Here is a 15,116-nt window from a genome sequence, read left to right as displayed (position 1 = left end):
TATGTTAAGGCAATTAAAAGCGAAGCCGCAGCGCGGCTTTACTCTGTTAGAAGTGATGGTGGTTATCGTGATCCTGGGCATAATTGCCAGCATGGTGGTGCCCAACCTGATTGGCAACCAGGAGCAAGCCGCACGACAAAAGGCGGTAGTGGATATTCAGCAGTTAGAAAGTGCATTGGATATGTACCGTTTACGTAATGGCTTTTACCCAACCACGGAGCAGGGTATGCAGGCATTGGTTACTGCTGCAACGTCGCAGCCAGTGCCGCGGTCTTTCCCTGAAGGTGGCTTTATTCGCCGTTTACCAAAAGACCCGTGGGATGAAGATTATATTCTGGTCAGCCCGGGCCAGGTGGGCCGGATTGACATTTTAAGCAAAGGGCCGGACCGCACGGCTGGCAGTGATGACGACATCGGCAACTGGAATCTGGATGCCAACGAGAGCAGCAGCAACTAATGTGCCGCCAGCTGCCTACTCAGTGCTATCGTCGCGGCTTTACTCTGGTAGAGGTGATGCTGGTTATGCTGTTAATTGGCTTACTGGCTACTACCGTAGTGATGAATTTCAGCGGCGAATCACGGGAAGAACGGCTGGACAAAGAAGCAGAACGTGTTCAGCAGTTGTTTCAGTTTGTTGCAGAAACAGCAATGTTAAAGCAGCAGGAATGGGGCCTGTATGTGCGGGCCGATCGGTACGGATTTTTGTATTACAACACTGCAGATAACAAGTGGTTAGAGGCTGAGGAACCAGCGGGTTTACAGCAATACAAGCTACCCACTGATATTAGCCTTAGCCTGGAATTGGAAGGCTTGCCAGGTGAAGACAGTAACTTACTTAGCCAGCTAGACTGGCAGCTTGAGGATGCTGAACAGACTGATGATGAAACCGAGGTGCCAGTGTTGCCGCAGGTGTTTATTTTATCCTCTGGTGAGATTAGTCCATTCCAACTGTTGTTAACCGAAAGCTCAGATCTGACTCTACTGTACAGCAGTATCAGTACCGATTTTGCCATTCCGCTAAGCCGAACCATGGCCACCACGGAAAAACCATGAAACGCAGCGGCTTTACCTTACTTGAACTGCTGGTCGCTATGGCTATTTTTGCCACCGCCGGTATGGCTATTATGCAGGCCAGTTCGGCGCATATTCGCAGTTTAAGTCAGCTAGACGATTTAACAATAGCCAGCTATATCGCGAGTAATCAAATGCAGTTGGCCATGCTTGAGCCAGAGTGGCCTGGTAAAGAAAAACAGCAAGGTGAGCTGGAGATGGCCAATCGTAGCTGGGTGTGGCAACAGCAACTAAGCAAATTAACGGATGATGATTTACGCCTGATAAAAATCAGCGTCAGCCTGGCTGAAACCCCGGATGAAGTGCTGTATCAGCTACAAAGTTATAAAGGTAAGCCTAGTGGTTAAGCACAACAAAGGCTTTACGTTTATTGAAATGCTGCTGGCAGCCGCCATTTTTGCTTTTGTTGGACTAGCGTCGGTTGCCGTGTTGAGCAGCGTAACGCAAAGTGATGAACTATCACAACATGCCAATGAGCGCCTGGTACAATTGCAGCGTACTATGCTGATGCTGGAGCGTGATTTTATGCAAATTAGTCTGCGGCATGTGCGCATTAACGGCGAGACGCCGGCAAAGTATCGTTTATTTGGTGAAAAGTTTCTGTTGGATAGCGAAGGTCATGGTGTCAGCTTTACCCGCCATGGCTGGCGTAATCCGGGGATGATTTTACCACGCAGTGAAATTCAAACGGTGGCTTACCGCTTGCAAGAAGGCACGTTGCAGCGCTTATTTAGCTTATATCCAGATGCCGTTACTGGTACAGAACCGAAAGTGCAAAAGCTGCAAACCGGTCTGACCGGGTTCGAACTGCATTATCTACAAGGCGAAGAATGGCTGGAAAGCTGGCAGGATGCTAATTTTCCACGGGCGGTACGGGTAACACTCACTGATGAGAGCCTCGGTAGCCTGCAACGCATTTTTATTCTTCCTGACGCTGTAGTAGCGGCGGGAGGCAGAGGGTGAGGTATCCAGGCTCGCAACGGGGTGTGGCGTTGGTTGCTGTCCTCATGATCATCGCCATTGTGGTGGTGATCTCCGTAAATATGACTGGCCGGTTGCAGTTGCAATTACAGCGGCAACAAAATATACAACAGCAACAGCAAGCATTCTGGTATGCCATGGGCGCTGAGCAATTTAGCCGGGTGCTGCTGTCGCGCACGCTGGCTGGTCAGGAAACGGTGAATTTGTCACAAGACTGGGCACTGCAGGGCGCTACTTTTCCGGTAGATGATGGCAATATCAGCGGCGATATTATCGACTTGCGCAGTTGTTTTAATTTAAATGCACTGGAGAATGTCGCGCCGCAAAGCGGTGGCAAGGTAGAACAAAGTGCGGCGCAAAAAGCCTTTCAGCGTTTTTTGGAGCTTAAAGCGCCGCAGCTGAACATGCCGGCGGAGTATCTGACTGCACGGCTTGGAGATTGGCTGGACGAAGACAGTTTACTCAGTGCGGCAGGCAGCGCAGAAGAAGATGATTATGCGTCACTGCAATTTCCGTATTACAGTGCTAACAGCCTGATGGCTAGTGTGTCGGAATTGCGGGTCATACTGGACATAACACCGGCAGATTATCAGCTTTTGCTACCTTATGTTTGCGTGGTGCCCCAAGACAATAGCTTGCTGCTGAATGTGAATACATTGACCCAGGACACGGCGATATTATTGGCTGCACTGATCCCCGAACTCACTGAGCAAACAGCGCAGGATATTATCGCTGACAGGCCAGAACAAGGTTTTGCCACCTTGGATGAATTGTTTGCGCTACCTCAACTTAGCAGTATTACAGTGCCGGACGAGGCGAAAAGCATGCTGTCAGTAAAATCGGATAGCTTTCAGTTAACGGCGACAGCAGCGTATTTAGAGAGTGGTTTCGTGTTAACGTCGATACTAAAAATAAATGAGAATAATCAGGTCAAGATATTGGCTCGGCGATTTGGAGGCCAGGGGTGAGTGAACAGTTGGTGATCCGGCTAGGTAGCCGGGCAGATCAGAGCATTAGCTGGCTGGTATGGGCCAGCCATAATCAGGATGTCATTGCCAGTGGCGAGCTATCTGGCGCCGAGCAATTGGCCGAGCTGGCGCAACGGCTGGGTAGTCGGCCGGTTATTGCGCTGGTGCCGGCATCCGACGTGGTGCTAAAACAAGTTAACTTGCCTGCCAAGCCGAATCGGCAACTGCTACAGGCGTTGCCGTATATGCTGGAGGAGGAGCAAGCTGAAGATATTGAGCAGCTGTTTCTCGCCCTTGGGGCAACCATACAGCACGATGGCAACTATAGCCAACAGGTGGCGGTATGCCAACGCGAGCGTTTGGAGCAGTGGCTAAGCTGGTTGCAGGACGCTGGCTTTAGTGTTAGCCGCATGTTACCCGATGCCCTATTGTTGCCGGAACAGCAGCTACCGGCCTGTATTCAACTGCAGGGCCAATGGTTGCTAAAACAAACAAGCTGGCAAGTGTCTGCTGTGGATGCACCCTGGTGGGGCGACTTTTTACAGTTGGCCGCATTACCGATGTTAACCAGTTACAGCCCGTGGCCAGAGGAGTTAATGCAAAGTCATCAGCTGGCAGAGCCTGAGCTGCCTCTGGCATTGTTAGCCAGCCAACTGCAGCTGCATGATTTCACCTTGCTGCAAGGCGATTACAAACCTAAGCGTCAGGTCAACCGCAATTTGCAGCTATGGCGCAGTAGCGCCATATTGGGCGCTGCTTGTTTAGTCCTGTATTTACTGCAGCTGGGGTTAAACAATTGGCAGTTAAACCAGCAGAGTGCTGTATTGCAGCAGCAAAGCCGCGAGCTGTACCTGCAAGCTTTTCCGAATGAACGCATTGTTAATCTTAATTTGCAATTACAACAGAAGCTGGCAGCAGTTGGCGGCGATGCCGAGCAGGGTTTTTTGACATTATTGCATAGTCTGCAGCAGCAGTTGGCCAAGGTACCGGATATCAGCCTGGAAAACCTGCGTTTTGATGGCAAGCGCACCGAACTGCGCTTTCAGGCTAAGGGTGACGGTTTTCAGAGCTTTGAGAAGTTAAAAACTGCACTGGAGCAAGCTGGCTTTAGCGTTGAGCAGGGTGCACTGAGCAATGACGCTGGGAAGGTGCAGGGCAGTGTCGCGATACGGGGCAAAGTATGAAGCAACAATTATTAAGCTGGTGGGCTTCGTTGCAGCAACGCGAGCAACGTCTGGTGGGTAGTGCTGCAGTTGTAGTGGTAGTGGGCATGTTTTATTGGTTGCTATGGCAACCCCTACATCAAGCCGGTGACGCACAGCAGCAAAAGCTGCAGGCGGCTCAGCGTCAGCTTAGCCAATTGCAACAATTGTTGCCGCAACTCTCTGCAGCCGGGCCTGCGGTTAGCCGCAACGAAAGTTTGCCGCAAATTATCAGCAACAGTGCTCGCAGCAATGCAATCAGTGTTAGCCGGATGCAACCATCTAACGACCAGCTAACACTGGTGCTGGATGATGTTAGTTTCGAGCGGCTGTTGGGCTGGCTCCATGCACTACAGTATCAGCATGGCGTGAAACTGGTAAGTTTAGATATTGCTACCGCAGAAAAGCCCGGCATTGTGCGGGTGCGACGTATGGTAGTGGAGTAAGCAGGGCCTATGAGCAAGACCAAGTTAAGCATAATTGGGGTAAGCAGCTATCTGTTGTTTATGTTGTTGTGTACGCCGGCCAGTTGGTGGTTAAAACTGGTGCCATTGCCGGCATCTTTGCATCTAGGCGCCATATCTGGCACCTTATGGCAGGGCGACGTCAGCGCTGTGCGCTATCAGCAGCTGCAATTCAGCTCGGTGAGCTGGCATTTAAATGGCTGGCAGTTGTTAACCGGTAAGCTGCAGTTTGCGCTGCAAAGTGGTAGTGCCCAGCAGCCGAGTCAGCCGTACCTGAAAAGCAACGCCAGTTACGGTTTTGCTGGTGCTGCCCTGCAACACAGCCTGTTAAAGTTACCTGTTGCGCAAATTTTACCCATGTTGCCTTTGCCATTGCCGGTAGATGCCAGCGGTGAGCTGGTGCTTGATATTGCACAATTTGAGCAAGGCCAACCCTGGTGCAGTAACTTGCAGGGTAATGCCAGTTGGCAAGATGCCAGGCTACAAACACCAACCGGAACCTGGTTGGAACTGCAAAATTTGTTTGGTGAGCTGCGCTGTGATAACGGTACCGTAGTGCTAACCACTGATGGCAATAATTTACTGGGTATGGATATTAAAGCAGTGATTAACGCTGAGCAGTTACTGGTCAATGGTACCTTGAAACCAGACGACGCTATGCCAGAAGAAGTGCATCAGGCGATGCAGTTCCTTGGCAAAGCAGATGCACAGGGGCGTTATCCGATTCGTTTTTAGTTGTTGCCACCAGCGTAGTTGCGGATGTCATCCAACAATACACTGTAGTCGGTTATAGCTGGGAACTCAGTAATTTGCCGGCTTAGTTGCTGGCTGTCTGGGTTCGCCACCGCCAGCAAGTGTCTGATACCAAAGTTCTGCGCTGCGGTTAATATAGGCAGGCTGTCATCAACAAACAGTGTTCGTGTCGGGTCAAACCCGAGGCGCTGCTGCAGCTTTTGCCACAATGCCCAGTTTTCTTTTGTTACGCCAAATTCATGCGTTGAGATAAGCGTATCAATATACTTTGTTAGTTCTGTGCGTTCTATTTTCAATGACAAGCTGTCGGGGTGGGCATTGGTTACTAGCACGATGTTACGGCCGCTTTGTTTTAACGCGGTTAGAAATTCCGGCACATCAGAGCGCATAGCAATTTTATGCATAACCTCGCGTTTAAGCTCGTTAATCGGCAGTTGCAGCCGTTTACCCCAGTAATCCAGGCAATACCATTCAAGTTTACCGGTTAGTTCAGCATATTCGGCTTTTAACTGCGCCTCTGCATCACTCTGGCTGATGCCGCTAATTTCGGCCCAGCGTTTGGGTAAATGCTGTAACCAGAAGTAATTGTCAAAATGCAAGTCCAACAAGGTGCCATCCATATCCAGTAGCACGGTGTCGATTTCAGCCCAGTTCAGCATAGGTTTTTCCCGTTAATCGTTTTATAGTAGCAGCCTGGGATTGTATCAGAGGTGGCAGCATGACGCAGCGGCAGGATGATAAACACAGCAGCAAACAAAAGCCGGACATTCTATCTGCTGATATTGTGGCGCAAAGCCGTTTGTTTAAAATTGAGCAGCTGGAACTGAAATTCAGCAATGGTGAGTTGCGAACGTACGAGCGCATGCGTGGCAGCGGCCGCGGTGCCGTAATGATTATCGCTTGTCCGGACGCGGAACATTTTTTTCTGGTGCGGGAATATTGCGCCGGTACTCATGACTACCAGTTAGGTTTCCCAAAAGGCTTAATCGATCCGGGTGAAGACATCATTTCCGCGGCAAACCGAGAGTTAAAAGAAGAAATTGGTTTTGGTGCCGGTCGTTTTATTCAGTTAAAATCGTTGGCGTTAGCTCCTGGCTATTTTAATGCTACAATGCATATAGTTCTTGCCTTTGATTTATATGCAGAAAGCTTGGTAGGCGATGAACCAGAGCCATTAGAGTTAGTGCGTTGGTCGAGGCAGCACAGTGCGGCGTTGCTGCAGCAGGCCGATTTTACCGAAGCCAGAAGTGTCGCCGCCCTGTTATTGGCGCAGCAATATTTGGAAGCGAATCCGGATGTTTTTAAGCAGACTGCTTGACCCTGTAAAATCGGCCGCTCGTGAAGCAGGTGCAGAGTTATGGCATATGTACCAAAGCGGCGATTTTCAACAGCAACAAAAAACAGACTCCAGCCCCGTGACTTCGGCCGATTTAGCCGCCAACCGTATTATTATCGACCGCTTGTCCGAGTTAACCCCAACCATCCCGATTATTTCTGAAGAATCAAACCTGGCGCCGTTGTCACAGCGCCAGGACTGGCCACGTTATTGGTTAATTGACCCGATGGATGGCACCCAGGAATTTGTAGCCCGCAGCGGCGACTTTGCCGTCAGCATTGCGTTGGTGGAGCATGGCTGGCCAGCGCTGGGGGTTATTTATTGGCCGAAAGAAGATGTAGTGTATTACGCCAGCCGTGGCCATGGCGCATTTAAACAACAGCGCAATTTAATTAACCGTATCAGTGTGAACAATCATCAGCCTGGCGATAGGTTAAAAATTGCTATCAGCCGGCGTCAACCGCTACAGCCGATAGTAGATTTGCTGCAAAGCCAAGACGAGGTGGAATATATCGCCTTGGGTAGTTGTTCACTGAAAAGCTGCCTGGTCGCTGAGGGCAAAGCGGATTGTTATCTGCGACTGGGGCCTACCGGTGAGTGGGATACCGGCGCCGTACATGTCATTGTCGAGGAAGCCGGAGGTAAAATTTTGGACAGTGAATTTTTCGCATTAAGCTATAACCAGCGCGATACGCTGGCTAATCCGGATTTTATGGTGATGGGACAAGCCAGCATTCCGTGGCCACAATTAATTAAAGCCCGGCGCACAGAGCGTAGCCTTAGCATTTAACGCTGAAACCTTTCATCTGCTACAACAGCTTTTTTCATAACTATCTGCAAAAACTGCATAGCTTTGCCAGATGCCAGTACTGGCGCGGTTTTTGGCCAAATCATACTATTTGCTAACTATCTTTTGGCTGGGAAAAACGCTATTATGGCGCTGGGTTTTTGCACAGAAAAGTATGACATTGTGACAAGAATACCTGAAAGTTAAGTCCGCCAGAGACTGCACCCTTACCTACAGTACCCTTAGGAGTTACATCATGTCCGATCTGGATCTGGGCCAATACGGCATCACAGATGTCACGGAAATTATTTATAACCCTTCGTATGATCAGTTGTTTGCGGAAGAAACCCGTGCTGATTTACAAGGTTATGAACAAGGCAAACTGACCAAACTGGGCGCGGTTTCAGTCGATACCGGTATCTTTACTGGCCGCTCACCAAAAGATAAATACATCGTGCGCGATGACACAACACGCGACACGGTGTGGTGGTCTGATCAAGGTAAAAACGACAACAAAGCCATTACAACTGAAGTCTGGAGTGAACTGAAAGCTTTAGTGACTAAGCAGCTGTCAGGCAAGCGTTTGTTTGTTGTTGATACATTCTGCGGTGCCAATGCTGACTCCCGGTTAGCGGTACGTTTTGTTACCGAAGTGGCCTGGCAGGCGCATTTCGTTAAGAACATGTTTATCCGACCTACGGATGTTGAGTTGGAAACTTACCAACCCGATTTCATCGTGATGAACGGTGCAAAATGCGTTAATCCGCATTGGCAACAACATGGCTTAAATTCGGAAAACTTTGTTGCCTTCAACTTGAGTGAGCGAATTCAGCTAATTGGTGGTACCTGGTACGGTGGTGAGATGAAAAAAGGTATGTTCTCAATGATGAACTACTTTTTACCATTACAGGGTATTGCCTCTATGCACTGCTCTGCCAACGTGGGTAAAGACGGTGATGTTGCGGTGTTTTTTGGCCTGTCAGGTACCGGCAAAACCACTTTGTCAACCGACCCTAAGCGCCAATTGATTGGTGATGACGAACACGGTTGGGATGATGACGGTGTGTTCAACTTTGAAGGTGGTTGTTACGCTAAAACCATTAACCTGTCGCAAGAGAATGAGCCGGATATTTACAACGCGATCCGTCGCGACGCGCTGCTGGAAAACGTTACAGTATTGGCAGATGGTGAAATCGATTTTAATGATGGTTCAAAGACCGAAAATACCCGTGTCTCATACCCGATTTATCACATCGATAATATAGTCACACCTATATCTAAAGCCGGCCACGCGAAGAAAGTAATCTTTTTGACCGCTGATGCCTTTGGCGTATTACCACCAGTGTCTAAACTGACCAAAGATCAAGCCAAGTACCACTTTTTGTCTGGCTTTACCGCTAAGCTGGCCGGTACAGAGCGCGGTATAACTGAGCCAACGCCAACATTTTCCAGTTGTTTTGGTGCCGCGTTCCTAAGCCTACACCCAACAAAATATGCTGAAGTGTTGGGGAAGCGTATGGCAGATTCTGGTGCTGAAGCCTACCTGGTTAACACCGGCTGGAATGGCAGTGGCAAGCGTATTTCAATAAAAGCTACTCGCGCCATTATTGATGCTATTTTGGATGGCAGTATTGAAAACGCTGAGTTTGAGCAGTTGCCGTACTTTAACCTGGCTATGCCTACCGCGTTGCAAGGTGTGGATGAGGTGTCTATTCTTGACCCGCGCAATACTTATGCCAACCAAGCTGACTGGGACGTTAAAGCACAAGACTTAGCTAAACGTTTTGTCGATAACTTTGTTAAGTTTACTGACAACGACGAAGGGCGGGCATTGGTAGCGGCCGGCCCGCAGTTGTAATCATCACATCAATAAAAAAAGCCGCAGATGCGGCTTTTTTTATTGATGTTTTTTGCTACTACGCTAAACATAATTTAGGCCAACAGCTGGCAAGCACGAAACAATCTGGCTAAAGTAAACACGAGTATGGTCGCTAAATACTGTTTAGTAAGACATTTCCCATCGCTTCATGTAATGTAAGCATAAGTTAGATAACTGCCCGGCAGGCAAACAGAGGTGACAGATGTTACGGTTAATAACAATACAAAAACGATTGCTAGCAGCCTTTGGCGCACTCGCGCTGCTGCTTACGATAACCGGGTTATTCGGTTTGCAAAGTCTGTCAAAAGTCAGAACGCAGGCTGATATTGTCGAGTCCAAGTTGTTACCGGCGATTAGTGCATTGGGGCAGGTAGAGTCATTTGCAGCCAGCTCAAGAGCGTTAACACTAAGGCTGCTACTAGCTATCGACCTGACACAAGAGGGCAAAACCTTTGCGCGTATTGACGCCATTAATGCCGATGTACAAAAGGCGAAAAAAAATTACGCCGCTACTATCTATATGCCGGAAGAGCGCAAAGTTTTTGAGCAATTCGAACAGGTTGAGCTGCAGTATTTTGAGCTACAACGAAAAGCCTTAGAATTGTTAAAGCAAGAAGAGCTCGGTGCAGCACAAGACTTACTTGACCAGATGAATCCGCTGGCAGATGAAATGGCAACGCAGCTGAGTAAATTGAACGAATTAAATCAAAGGGCTGCGACTAACGCGCGTGCTGAATCGATTGCCACTTATGACTCAGCAAAAATGGCGGTTATTATGCTTATTATTATTGCCGTGGTAGTGGCGGCGGTAATAGCGATACTGATTTCTCGCAGTGTAAATCAGCCACTGGCGCAAGCGGTTATATCCGCACGCTTTATCGCTGATGGCGATTTAACGCAGACGCTTGCTGTTGATGGCAGCGATGAGTTGACAGAACTGGCACAGGCGCTAAAACAAATGCAGAAAAAACTGCGTGATGCCATTGGCCATATTGCCAGCTCGTCTAGTCAGCTGGCGTCAGCTGCTGAAGAGCTGAATGTGATTACTGATGAGTCTGCCAAAGCACTGCAACTGCAAAATGATGAAGTGCAACAGGCCGCTACCGCGATTACTGAAATGAGCTCAGCGGTAGATGAAGTAGCGGGTACAGCATTAAAAACCTCTGAGGCGTCTTCACAGTCGGCTAGCCTGGCCAGAGACGGTACGCAAAAAGTGGTACAAACCAGTAGCGTGATCGAAAAAATGAATTCTGATGTACGTCAGAGCACTCAGGTTATTAATACTCTGGCAGACAAAGTGTCGTCAATTAACCAGGTGCTGGAAGTGATCCGCAGCGTGGCCGACCAAACTAACTTATTGGCGCTAAATGCGGCGATTGAAGCCGCCCGCGCGGGTGAGGCAGGCCGTGGTTTTGCTGTTGTTGCTGATGAAGTGCGTAGCTTGGCTTATCGTACCCAGACCTCTACCGGCGAAATAGAGCAAATGATCCAGCAAGTGCAGTCTTCTGCTAAAGAAGCTGTTAATGCGATGCAGTTAATTAGTGGCAATGCTGATAATGCGCAAAATGTTGCAAAATCTGCGGCAGACGCGCTGGAGCTTATCGCTGAGAATATTATGGCGATTAGTGATCAGAACCATGTTATTGCCGGCGCTGCAGAAGAGCAGTCTAAGGTGGCACGTGAAATTGATCGCAATATTATTACCATTAGCGACTTAGCTTCACAAACGGCGGAAGGGTCTAGCCAGACTACAGCCAGCGCCAGTGAATTAACCCGCTTGGCTATTCAATTGAACGAGCTGGTGAGTAAGTTTAAGGTGTAACAACCGTTCAACTATTACAGCCATTTATTGATAAAAAACCAGAACTTAGCTTCTGGTTTTTTTATGGCTTAACAACATAGGTAGCAAAAGTATCAATATAACGGTTATATTTGTTTACTTTTGAATTCATTTGAATACAATAAACTATAAACGCACACAGGCGAGTGGTAAGGAGCGCAATATGAGCACGAAAACGGTGCCTTTCAGCGCCAGGATCAGTGTCGAAGATGCCGAATTTATTAGTGGCCTTGAATATGATGGCGCTCATACACCATCGGATAAATTGCGCGCATTACTGGCGGAAACCCGGCGTCGGCATCAGGGTTTTACTGATTATGGCCAGAATTTGGCCCAGATGCAGGAATGGCTGGGGCAAATAAAGCGCCAGTTACTGGTGCGGCAGCAGCAGTTAAGTCAGCATAGTGAACTGTTGGTGCGAGTGCTGGATGCACTACCTGATTTATTGGCGACGTTGCAAACTATGGCCGCCAGTTGCAGCAGCTTAAATAGCCGAGAGCTGCAACAGACCGAGCAACAAGTCATGCTAAAGCTATGCCGGTTGAATGAATTGTTAATGCCATTGGCACTAACCGCAGGTGCCGAGACCGAGCTGGTACAAGGCATGCTTGGCTTGGCAACCCTGATCCATGAACACAAATTGGCAATACAAGGAGCACCGCAATGAGTGAAAGTATAACCCGCCGTGTCGCGCGTCTGGTCAGCGGCAGTGTTAATGCACTGGTAGACGCAGTAGAAAACAGCGCACCGGAAACGGTGATGGAACAAGCCATCCGGGAGCTGGATGCCGCCATTGCTGACACCCGCACTGAGCTTGGCCAGCAAGTGGCACAGAAGCATCTGGCCAGCAAAAAACTGATGGAAGAAAACAGCCGCTACGAAGCGCTGGCCAGTCAGTTGGAAGTAGCAGTAGCCAATGGCCGCGATGATTTAGCTGAAGCCGGTATTGCCGAGCAGATGGATATTGAAGCGCGCATTCCGGTACTGGAAGCGGCCATTGCTGATGGCGCGGCACGGGAAAAAGAGCTGGAAGGTTTTGTGCAGGCGCTGCAGGCGAAAAAGCGCGAAATGCAGGCTGAACTGCGCTCCTTTGTCCAGGCACAGCAGGCGAGTTCGCAAACTGCTGCAGCCGCCACTCAGCGTGGTGATGCTGCTGCAGATAAAGCTAGCCGTGCCAGCGATGCCTTTGGCCGGGTGTTAGAGAAAGCTTCTGGCATTGCCGGGCGCGACACCAACCTTGGCAACGCCGGCAAATTAGCAGAGCTGGAAGAGTTAGCCCGTAAGAACCGCGTTGCCGAGCGCCTGGCGGCGCTTAAAGCAGGTAAAAGTTAGTGTTTAGTCTGATGCTGGCCAGTGAGAACATGGCCTTTAGTATCGCACTGGTGTTAATGCTGATGATTGCGCTGCTCGAAGGCGTAGCAGCCTTATTTGGTGCCGGCGTATCGTCGGCATTAGATAGCTTATTACCCGAGTCTGATATTAGCCCGCACGCAGAAGTAGGCCAGATTGACACTGATACTGCACTTAGCCGATTTCTTGGCTGGTTGCGCATAGGTGAAGTGCCACTGCTGATGCTGCTGGTGCTGTTTTTGCTCAGCTTTGGCCTGCTCGGTTTACTGTTGCAGGGTGTGCTGCAAAGTATCTTGGGTATATTGGCTCCGGGTTGGTTAGCGGTACCTGTGGTATTGGCGCTCAGCCTGCCGTTAGTGCGGCTCGGTGGCGGCGTGCTGCAAGCCATAATGCCGCGTGATGAAACCACTGCGGTTAGCGAAGACAGCCTGATTGGCCGTATTGCCGTTATTACACTGGGCACGGCGCGGCCAGGTTATCCGGCGGAAGCTAAAGTACGCGACCAACACGGTTATAGCCATTATGTGCAGCTGGAACCGGATGATGCTGCGCAAGAGTTTACCCAAGGCAATGAAGTGCTGTTGTTGTCGCGTCAGGGCGCGGTATACAAAGCGATGTTAAACCCTAACCCGCATTTGTCAGAGCAGGGCTAAGTACCTGCCACAACGGAAGGTTTTTTAAAAAGGAGCAGTAAATGTTGGCATTAAATTTAATTGATATTTTAATCATCGCCGGAGCGGTACTGGTCGGTTTGCTGATACTGGGCATGATTTTGGCACGGCTATATAAAAGGGCGACTAAGGAAGTGTCCTTTGTTCGTACCGGATTTCGTGGCGAAAAAGTGATTATGAATGGCGGCGCCTTGGTACTGCCGGTATTGCATGAAATTATTCCGGTCAATATGAATACGCTGCGCTTGGAAGTGCGCCGCGCTAACGAGCAAGCCTTAATCACCCGTGACCGCATGCGCGCCGATGTGACCGCTGAGTTTTATGTGCGGGTAAAACCGACCGCAGATGCGATTGCGAATGCGGCGCAAACATTGGGTTTAAAAACCATGAACCCGCAAGAGCTGAAAGAGCTGGTAGAGGGTAAATTTGTTGATGCGCTGCGTTCTGTTGCCGCTGAAATGGCGATGGAAGAGCTGCATGAAAAGCGCGTTGATTTTGTGCAAAAAGTACAGCACGTAGTATCGGAAGACTTGCTGAAAAACGGTTTAGAGCTGGAGTCGGTATCCTTAACCGGTTTAGATCAAACTGCGTTTGAGCATTTTAACCCACAAAATGCGTTTGATGCCGAAGGTTTAACTAAGCTGACGCAGGCCATTGAATCACGCCGTAAAATTCGCAACGACATTGAGCAGGAAACCGACTTAGCTATTAAGACAAAAAACCTCGAAGCAGAGCGAGCAAAATTAAACATCTCGCGTGAAGAAGAGTACGCCCGCTTAGAACAAGAGCGTGAAGTATCTATTCGCCGGGCGTCGCAAATGGCAGAAATTGCCCGCGAACAGGCAGAAAAAAAGCGTGAAGCCGAAGAAGCACAAATTGCCTCACAGCGTGAAATTGATTTAAAGCGCATTATGTCTGAGCGCGATATCGATAATGAGACCATTCAAAAAGACCGTGCTGTGCGTGAAATGGATATCGCTAAGCAGCGTGCAGTAGAGCAAGCCGAGATTGAGCGACAAAAAGCAGTCGAGTTAGCATCTCAAGAGAAATCTATCGCGGTAGCAGAGAAATCCCGTGCCGAGTCTGAAGCTAAAGCCGAGGCGGATAAAGCGCGTGCCTTAGCGGTAAAACAGGAAGAAGGCGTTATTACCGTGCGACAAACTGAGCAAGCAGAACGGGCCAAGCAAGTTGAGCTGATCCAGGCGCGGCAGCAGGCGGAAAAGGATGCGATCCATTTGGTGGTTGCGGCTGAAGCAGAGAAAAAAGCTGCCGAAGATCAGGCGGAAGCCTTGCGGGTTGCAGCTCAAGGCCAAGCCGATAAAGAGCGTTTAACGGCCAGAGGTCAAGCGGATGCTGAATTGCTGTTAGCTGATGCTAAGGCACGCAGCTATGCAGTAGAAGCAGAAGGTAAACAGGCAATTAACGCAGCGGCAAATACCTTGTCAGCCGAGCAAATTGCCATGCAGATAAGACTTGCGCTGATTGAACATTTGCCGAATATTATTGCCCAGAGCGTGAAGCCAATGGAGCAGATCAGCGATATTAAGATCCTGCAGGTTAATGGTATGGGAACTCAGGGCGGCGGTAGTGACGGTGTTGCCAATGATGGCGGTAACGGTTCACTGGCCGATCAGGTAGTAAACAGCGCGCTGCGCTATCGCGCCCAGGCGCCTATTCTGGATTCATTGCTGTCGGAGATTGGCTTAAAAGCCGGTGATATTAACGGTATGACAGAAGCGTTAAAAGCGCCGTTAAAACCGTAAGTTGTTGTTAAATAAAAACAGGCCGCAATTGCGGCCTGTTTTGTTTTGGTG

General features: G+C 49.4%; 17 protein-coding genes. 16 read left to right on the top strand and 1 reads right to left on the bottom strand.

The genetic code is table 11. The features are described 5' to 3' along the window. The first annotated feature begins 1 nt into the window (after position 1). Genes gspG through I4W93_RS15635 form a run of 8 tightly spaced genes read left to right on the top strand, consistent with a single transcriptional unit; the run spans position 2 to position 5,421 of the window. On the top strand, positions 2–457 hold the full coding sequence (gene gspG / locus I4W93_RS15670; RefSeq protein ID WP_205311737.1) for a type II secretion system major pseudopilin GspG: 456 nt from the start codon (positions 2–4) through the stop codon (positions 455–457). After that, positions 457–1,053 (top strand): type II secretion system minor pseudopilin GspH, encoded by a 597-nt coding sequence (gspH, locus tag I4W93_RS15665; RefSeq protein ID WP_205311736.1) that lies wholly within the window; start codon positions 457–459, stop codon positions 1,051–1,053. The genes gspG and gspH overlap by 1 nt, the downstream gene beginning before the upstream one ends. After that, positions 1,050–1,418, top strand: a complete 369-nt coding sequence (gspI, locus tag I4W93_RS15660) for a type II secretion system minor pseudopilin GspI (protein WP_205311735.1) — start codon at positions 1,050–1,052, stop codon at positions 1,416–1,418. The genes gspH and gspI overlap by 4 nt, the downstream gene beginning before the upstream one ends. After that, positions 1,411–2,034, top strand: a complete 624-nt coding sequence (gspJ, locus tag I4W93_RS15655; RefSeq protein WP_205311734.1) for a type II secretion system minor pseudopilin GspJ — start codon at positions 1,411–1,413, stop codon at positions 2,032–2,034. The genes gspI and gspJ overlap by 8 nt, the downstream gene beginning before the upstream one ends. Next, positions 2,031–3,020, top strand: coding sequence for a type II secretion system minor pseudopilin GspK (gspK, locus tag I4W93_RS15650; RefSeq protein WP_224673496.1), 990 nt, complete (start codon positions 2,031–2,033; stop codon positions 3,018–3,020). Before gspJ ends, gspK begins: the two co-directional genes overlap by 4 nt. Further along, complete coding sequence (gene gspL / locus I4W93_RS15645; protein ID WP_205311733.1) at positions 3,017–4,204, top strand: type II secretion system protein GspL; 1,188 nt, start codon at positions 3,017–3,019, stop codon at positions 4,202–4,204. The genes gspK and gspL overlap by 4 nt, the downstream gene beginning before the upstream one ends. After that, a complete protein-coding gene (locus I4W93_RS15640) occupies positions 4,201–4,668 on the top strand; it encodes a type II secretion system protein M (RefSeq protein ID WP_205311732.1) in 468 nt (155 codons plus the stop codon). The genes gspL and I4W93_RS15640 overlap by 4 nt, the downstream gene beginning before the upstream one ends. A 9-nt stretch (positions 4,669–4,677) precedes the next feature. Next, positions 4,678–5,421: a type II secretion system protein N gene (locus I4W93_RS15635; RefSeq protein WP_205311731.1), complete on the top strand. Its 744-nt coding sequence runs from the start codon at positions 4,678–4,680 to the stop codon at positions 5,419–5,421. On the opposite strand, the gene yrfG is transcribed toward I4W93_RS15635, so the two are convergent. Further along, entirely contained in the window at positions 5,418–6,098 is a 681-nt protein-coding gene (gene yrfG, locus I4W93_RS15630) for a GMP/IMP nucleotidase (protein WP_205311730.1), read from the bottom strand. The genes I4W93_RS15635 and yrfG overlap by 4 nt on opposite strands. A gap of 59 nt (positions 6,099–6,157) precedes the next feature. Here yrfG and nudE point away from each other — a divergent pair, with 59 nt between their 5' ends. The 8 genes from nudE (at position 6,158) to I4W93_RS15590 (ending at position 15,065) form a co-directional block, all read left to right on the top strand. Then, the gene (gene nudE, locus I4W93_RS15625) at positions 6,158–6,757 is read left to right on the top strand and encodes an ADP compounds hydrolase NudE (protein ID WP_205311729.1); all 600 of its coding nucleotides are present in this window, start codon (positions 6,158–6,160) and stop codon (positions 6,755–6,757) included. Next, a complete protein-coding gene (cysQ, locus tag I4W93_RS15620) occupies positions 6,735–7,565 on the top strand; it encodes a 3'(2'),5'-bisphosphate nucleotidase CysQ (protein WP_205311728.1) in 831 nt (276 codons plus the stop codon). Before nudE ends, cysQ begins: the two co-directional genes overlap by 23 nt. A gap of 253 nt (positions 7,566–7,818) precedes the next feature. Continuing rightward, the gene (gene pckA, locus I4W93_RS15615) at positions 7,819–9,420 is read left to right on the top strand and encodes a phosphoenolpyruvate carboxykinase (ATP) (RefSeq protein ID WP_205311727.1); all 1,602 of its coding nucleotides are present in this window, start codon (positions 7,819–7,821) and stop codon (positions 9,418–9,420) included. Between the two features lie 223 nt (positions 9,421–9,643). Then, positions 9,644–11,263: a methyl-accepting chemotaxis protein gene (locus tag I4W93_RS15610; RefSeq protein WP_205311726.1), complete on the top strand. Its 1,620-nt coding sequence runs from the start codon at positions 9,644–9,646 to the stop codon at positions 11,261–11,263. Between the two features lie 181 nt (positions 11,264–11,444). Then, positions 11,445–11,948 carry a hypothetical protein gene (locus tag I4W93_RS15605; protein ID WP_205311725.1) on the top strand — a complete coding sequence of 168 codons (504 nt, stop codon included), beginning with the start codon at positions 11,445–11,447 and terminating at the stop codon, positions 11,946–11,948. Continuing rightward, positions 11,945–12,613: a PspA/IM30 family protein gene (locus tag I4W93_RS15600; protein WP_205311724.1), complete on the top strand. Its 669-nt coding sequence runs from the start codon at positions 11,945–11,947 to the stop codon at positions 12,611–12,613. The genes I4W93_RS15605 and I4W93_RS15600 overlap by 4 nt, the downstream gene beginning before the upstream one ends. Continuing rightward, positions 12,613–13,284: a YqiJ family protein gene (locus I4W93_RS15595; protein WP_205311723.1), complete on the top strand. Its 672-nt coding sequence runs from the start codon at positions 12,613–12,615 to the stop codon at positions 13,282–13,284. The genes I4W93_RS15600 and I4W93_RS15595 overlap by 1 nt, the downstream gene beginning before the upstream one ends. A 41-nt stretch (positions 13,285–13,325) precedes the next feature. After that, a complete protein-coding gene (locus I4W93_RS15590) occupies positions 13,326–15,065 on the top strand; it encodes a flotillin family protein (RefSeq protein ID WP_205311722.1) in 1,740 nt (579 codons plus the stop codon). Positions 15,066–15,116 lie beyond the last annotated feature (51 nt).

Origin of the sequence: Rheinheimera maricola (genome assembly GCF_016918075.2) — a bacterium.
GTDB lineage: Bacteria > Pseudomonadota > Gammaproteobacteria > Enterobacterales > Alteromonadaceae > Alishewanella > Alishewanella maricola_A.
Note: the sequence above shows the minus strand (reverse complement) of the source record. Positions and strands in the feature narration are given on the sequence as shown.

Coding starts and splice junctions, on each gene's coding strand:
- yrfG (WP_205311730.1), bottom strand. CDS start 6,098: ATGCTGAACTGGGCTGAAATCGACACCGTGCTACTGGATATGGATGGC.
- I4W93_RS15590 (WP_205311722.1), top strand. CDS start 13,326: ATGTTGGCATTAAATTTAATTGATATTTTAATCATCGCCGGAGCGGTA.
- gspH (WP_205311736.1), top strand. CDS start 457: ATGTGCCGCCAGCTGCCTACTCAGTGCTATCGTCGCGGCTTTACTCTG.
- I4W93_RS15605 (WP_205311725.1), top strand. CDS start 11,445: ATGAGCACGAAAACGGTGCCTTTCAGCGCCAGGATCAGTGTCGAAGAT.
- cysQ (WP_205311728.1), top strand. CDS start 6,735: ATGTTTTTAAGCAGACTGCTTGACCCTGTAAAATCGGCCGCTCGTGAA.
- I4W93_RS15600 (WP_205311724.1), top strand. CDS start 11,945: ATGAGTGAAAGTATAACCCGCCGTGTCGCGCGTCTGGTCAGCGGCAGT.
- gspI (WP_205311735.1), top strand. CDS start 1,050: ATGAAACGCAGCGGCTTTACCTTACTTGAACTGCTGGTCGCTATGGCT.
- nudE (WP_205311729.1), top strand. CDS start 6,158: ATGACGCAGCGGCAGGATGATAAACACAGCAGCAAACAAAAGCCGGAC.
- I4W93_RS15610 (WP_205311726.1), top strand. CDS start 9,644: ATGTTACGGTTAATAACAATACAAAAACGATTGCTAGCAGCCTTTGGC.
- pckA (WP_205311727.1), top strand. CDS start 7,819: ATGTCCGATCTGGATCTGGGCCAATACGGCATCACAGATGTCACGGAA.
- gspG (WP_205311737.1), top strand. CDS start 2: ATGTTAAGGCAATTAAAAGCGAAGCCGCAGCGCGGCTTTACTCTGTTA.
- I4W93_RS15635 (WP_205311731.1), top strand. CDS start 4,678: ATGAGCAAGACCAAGTTAAGCATAATTGGGGTAAGCAGCTATCTGTTG.
- I4W93_RS15640 (WP_205311732.1), top strand. CDS start 4,201: ATGAAGCAACAATTATTAAGCTGGTGGGCTTCGTTGCAGCAACGCGAG.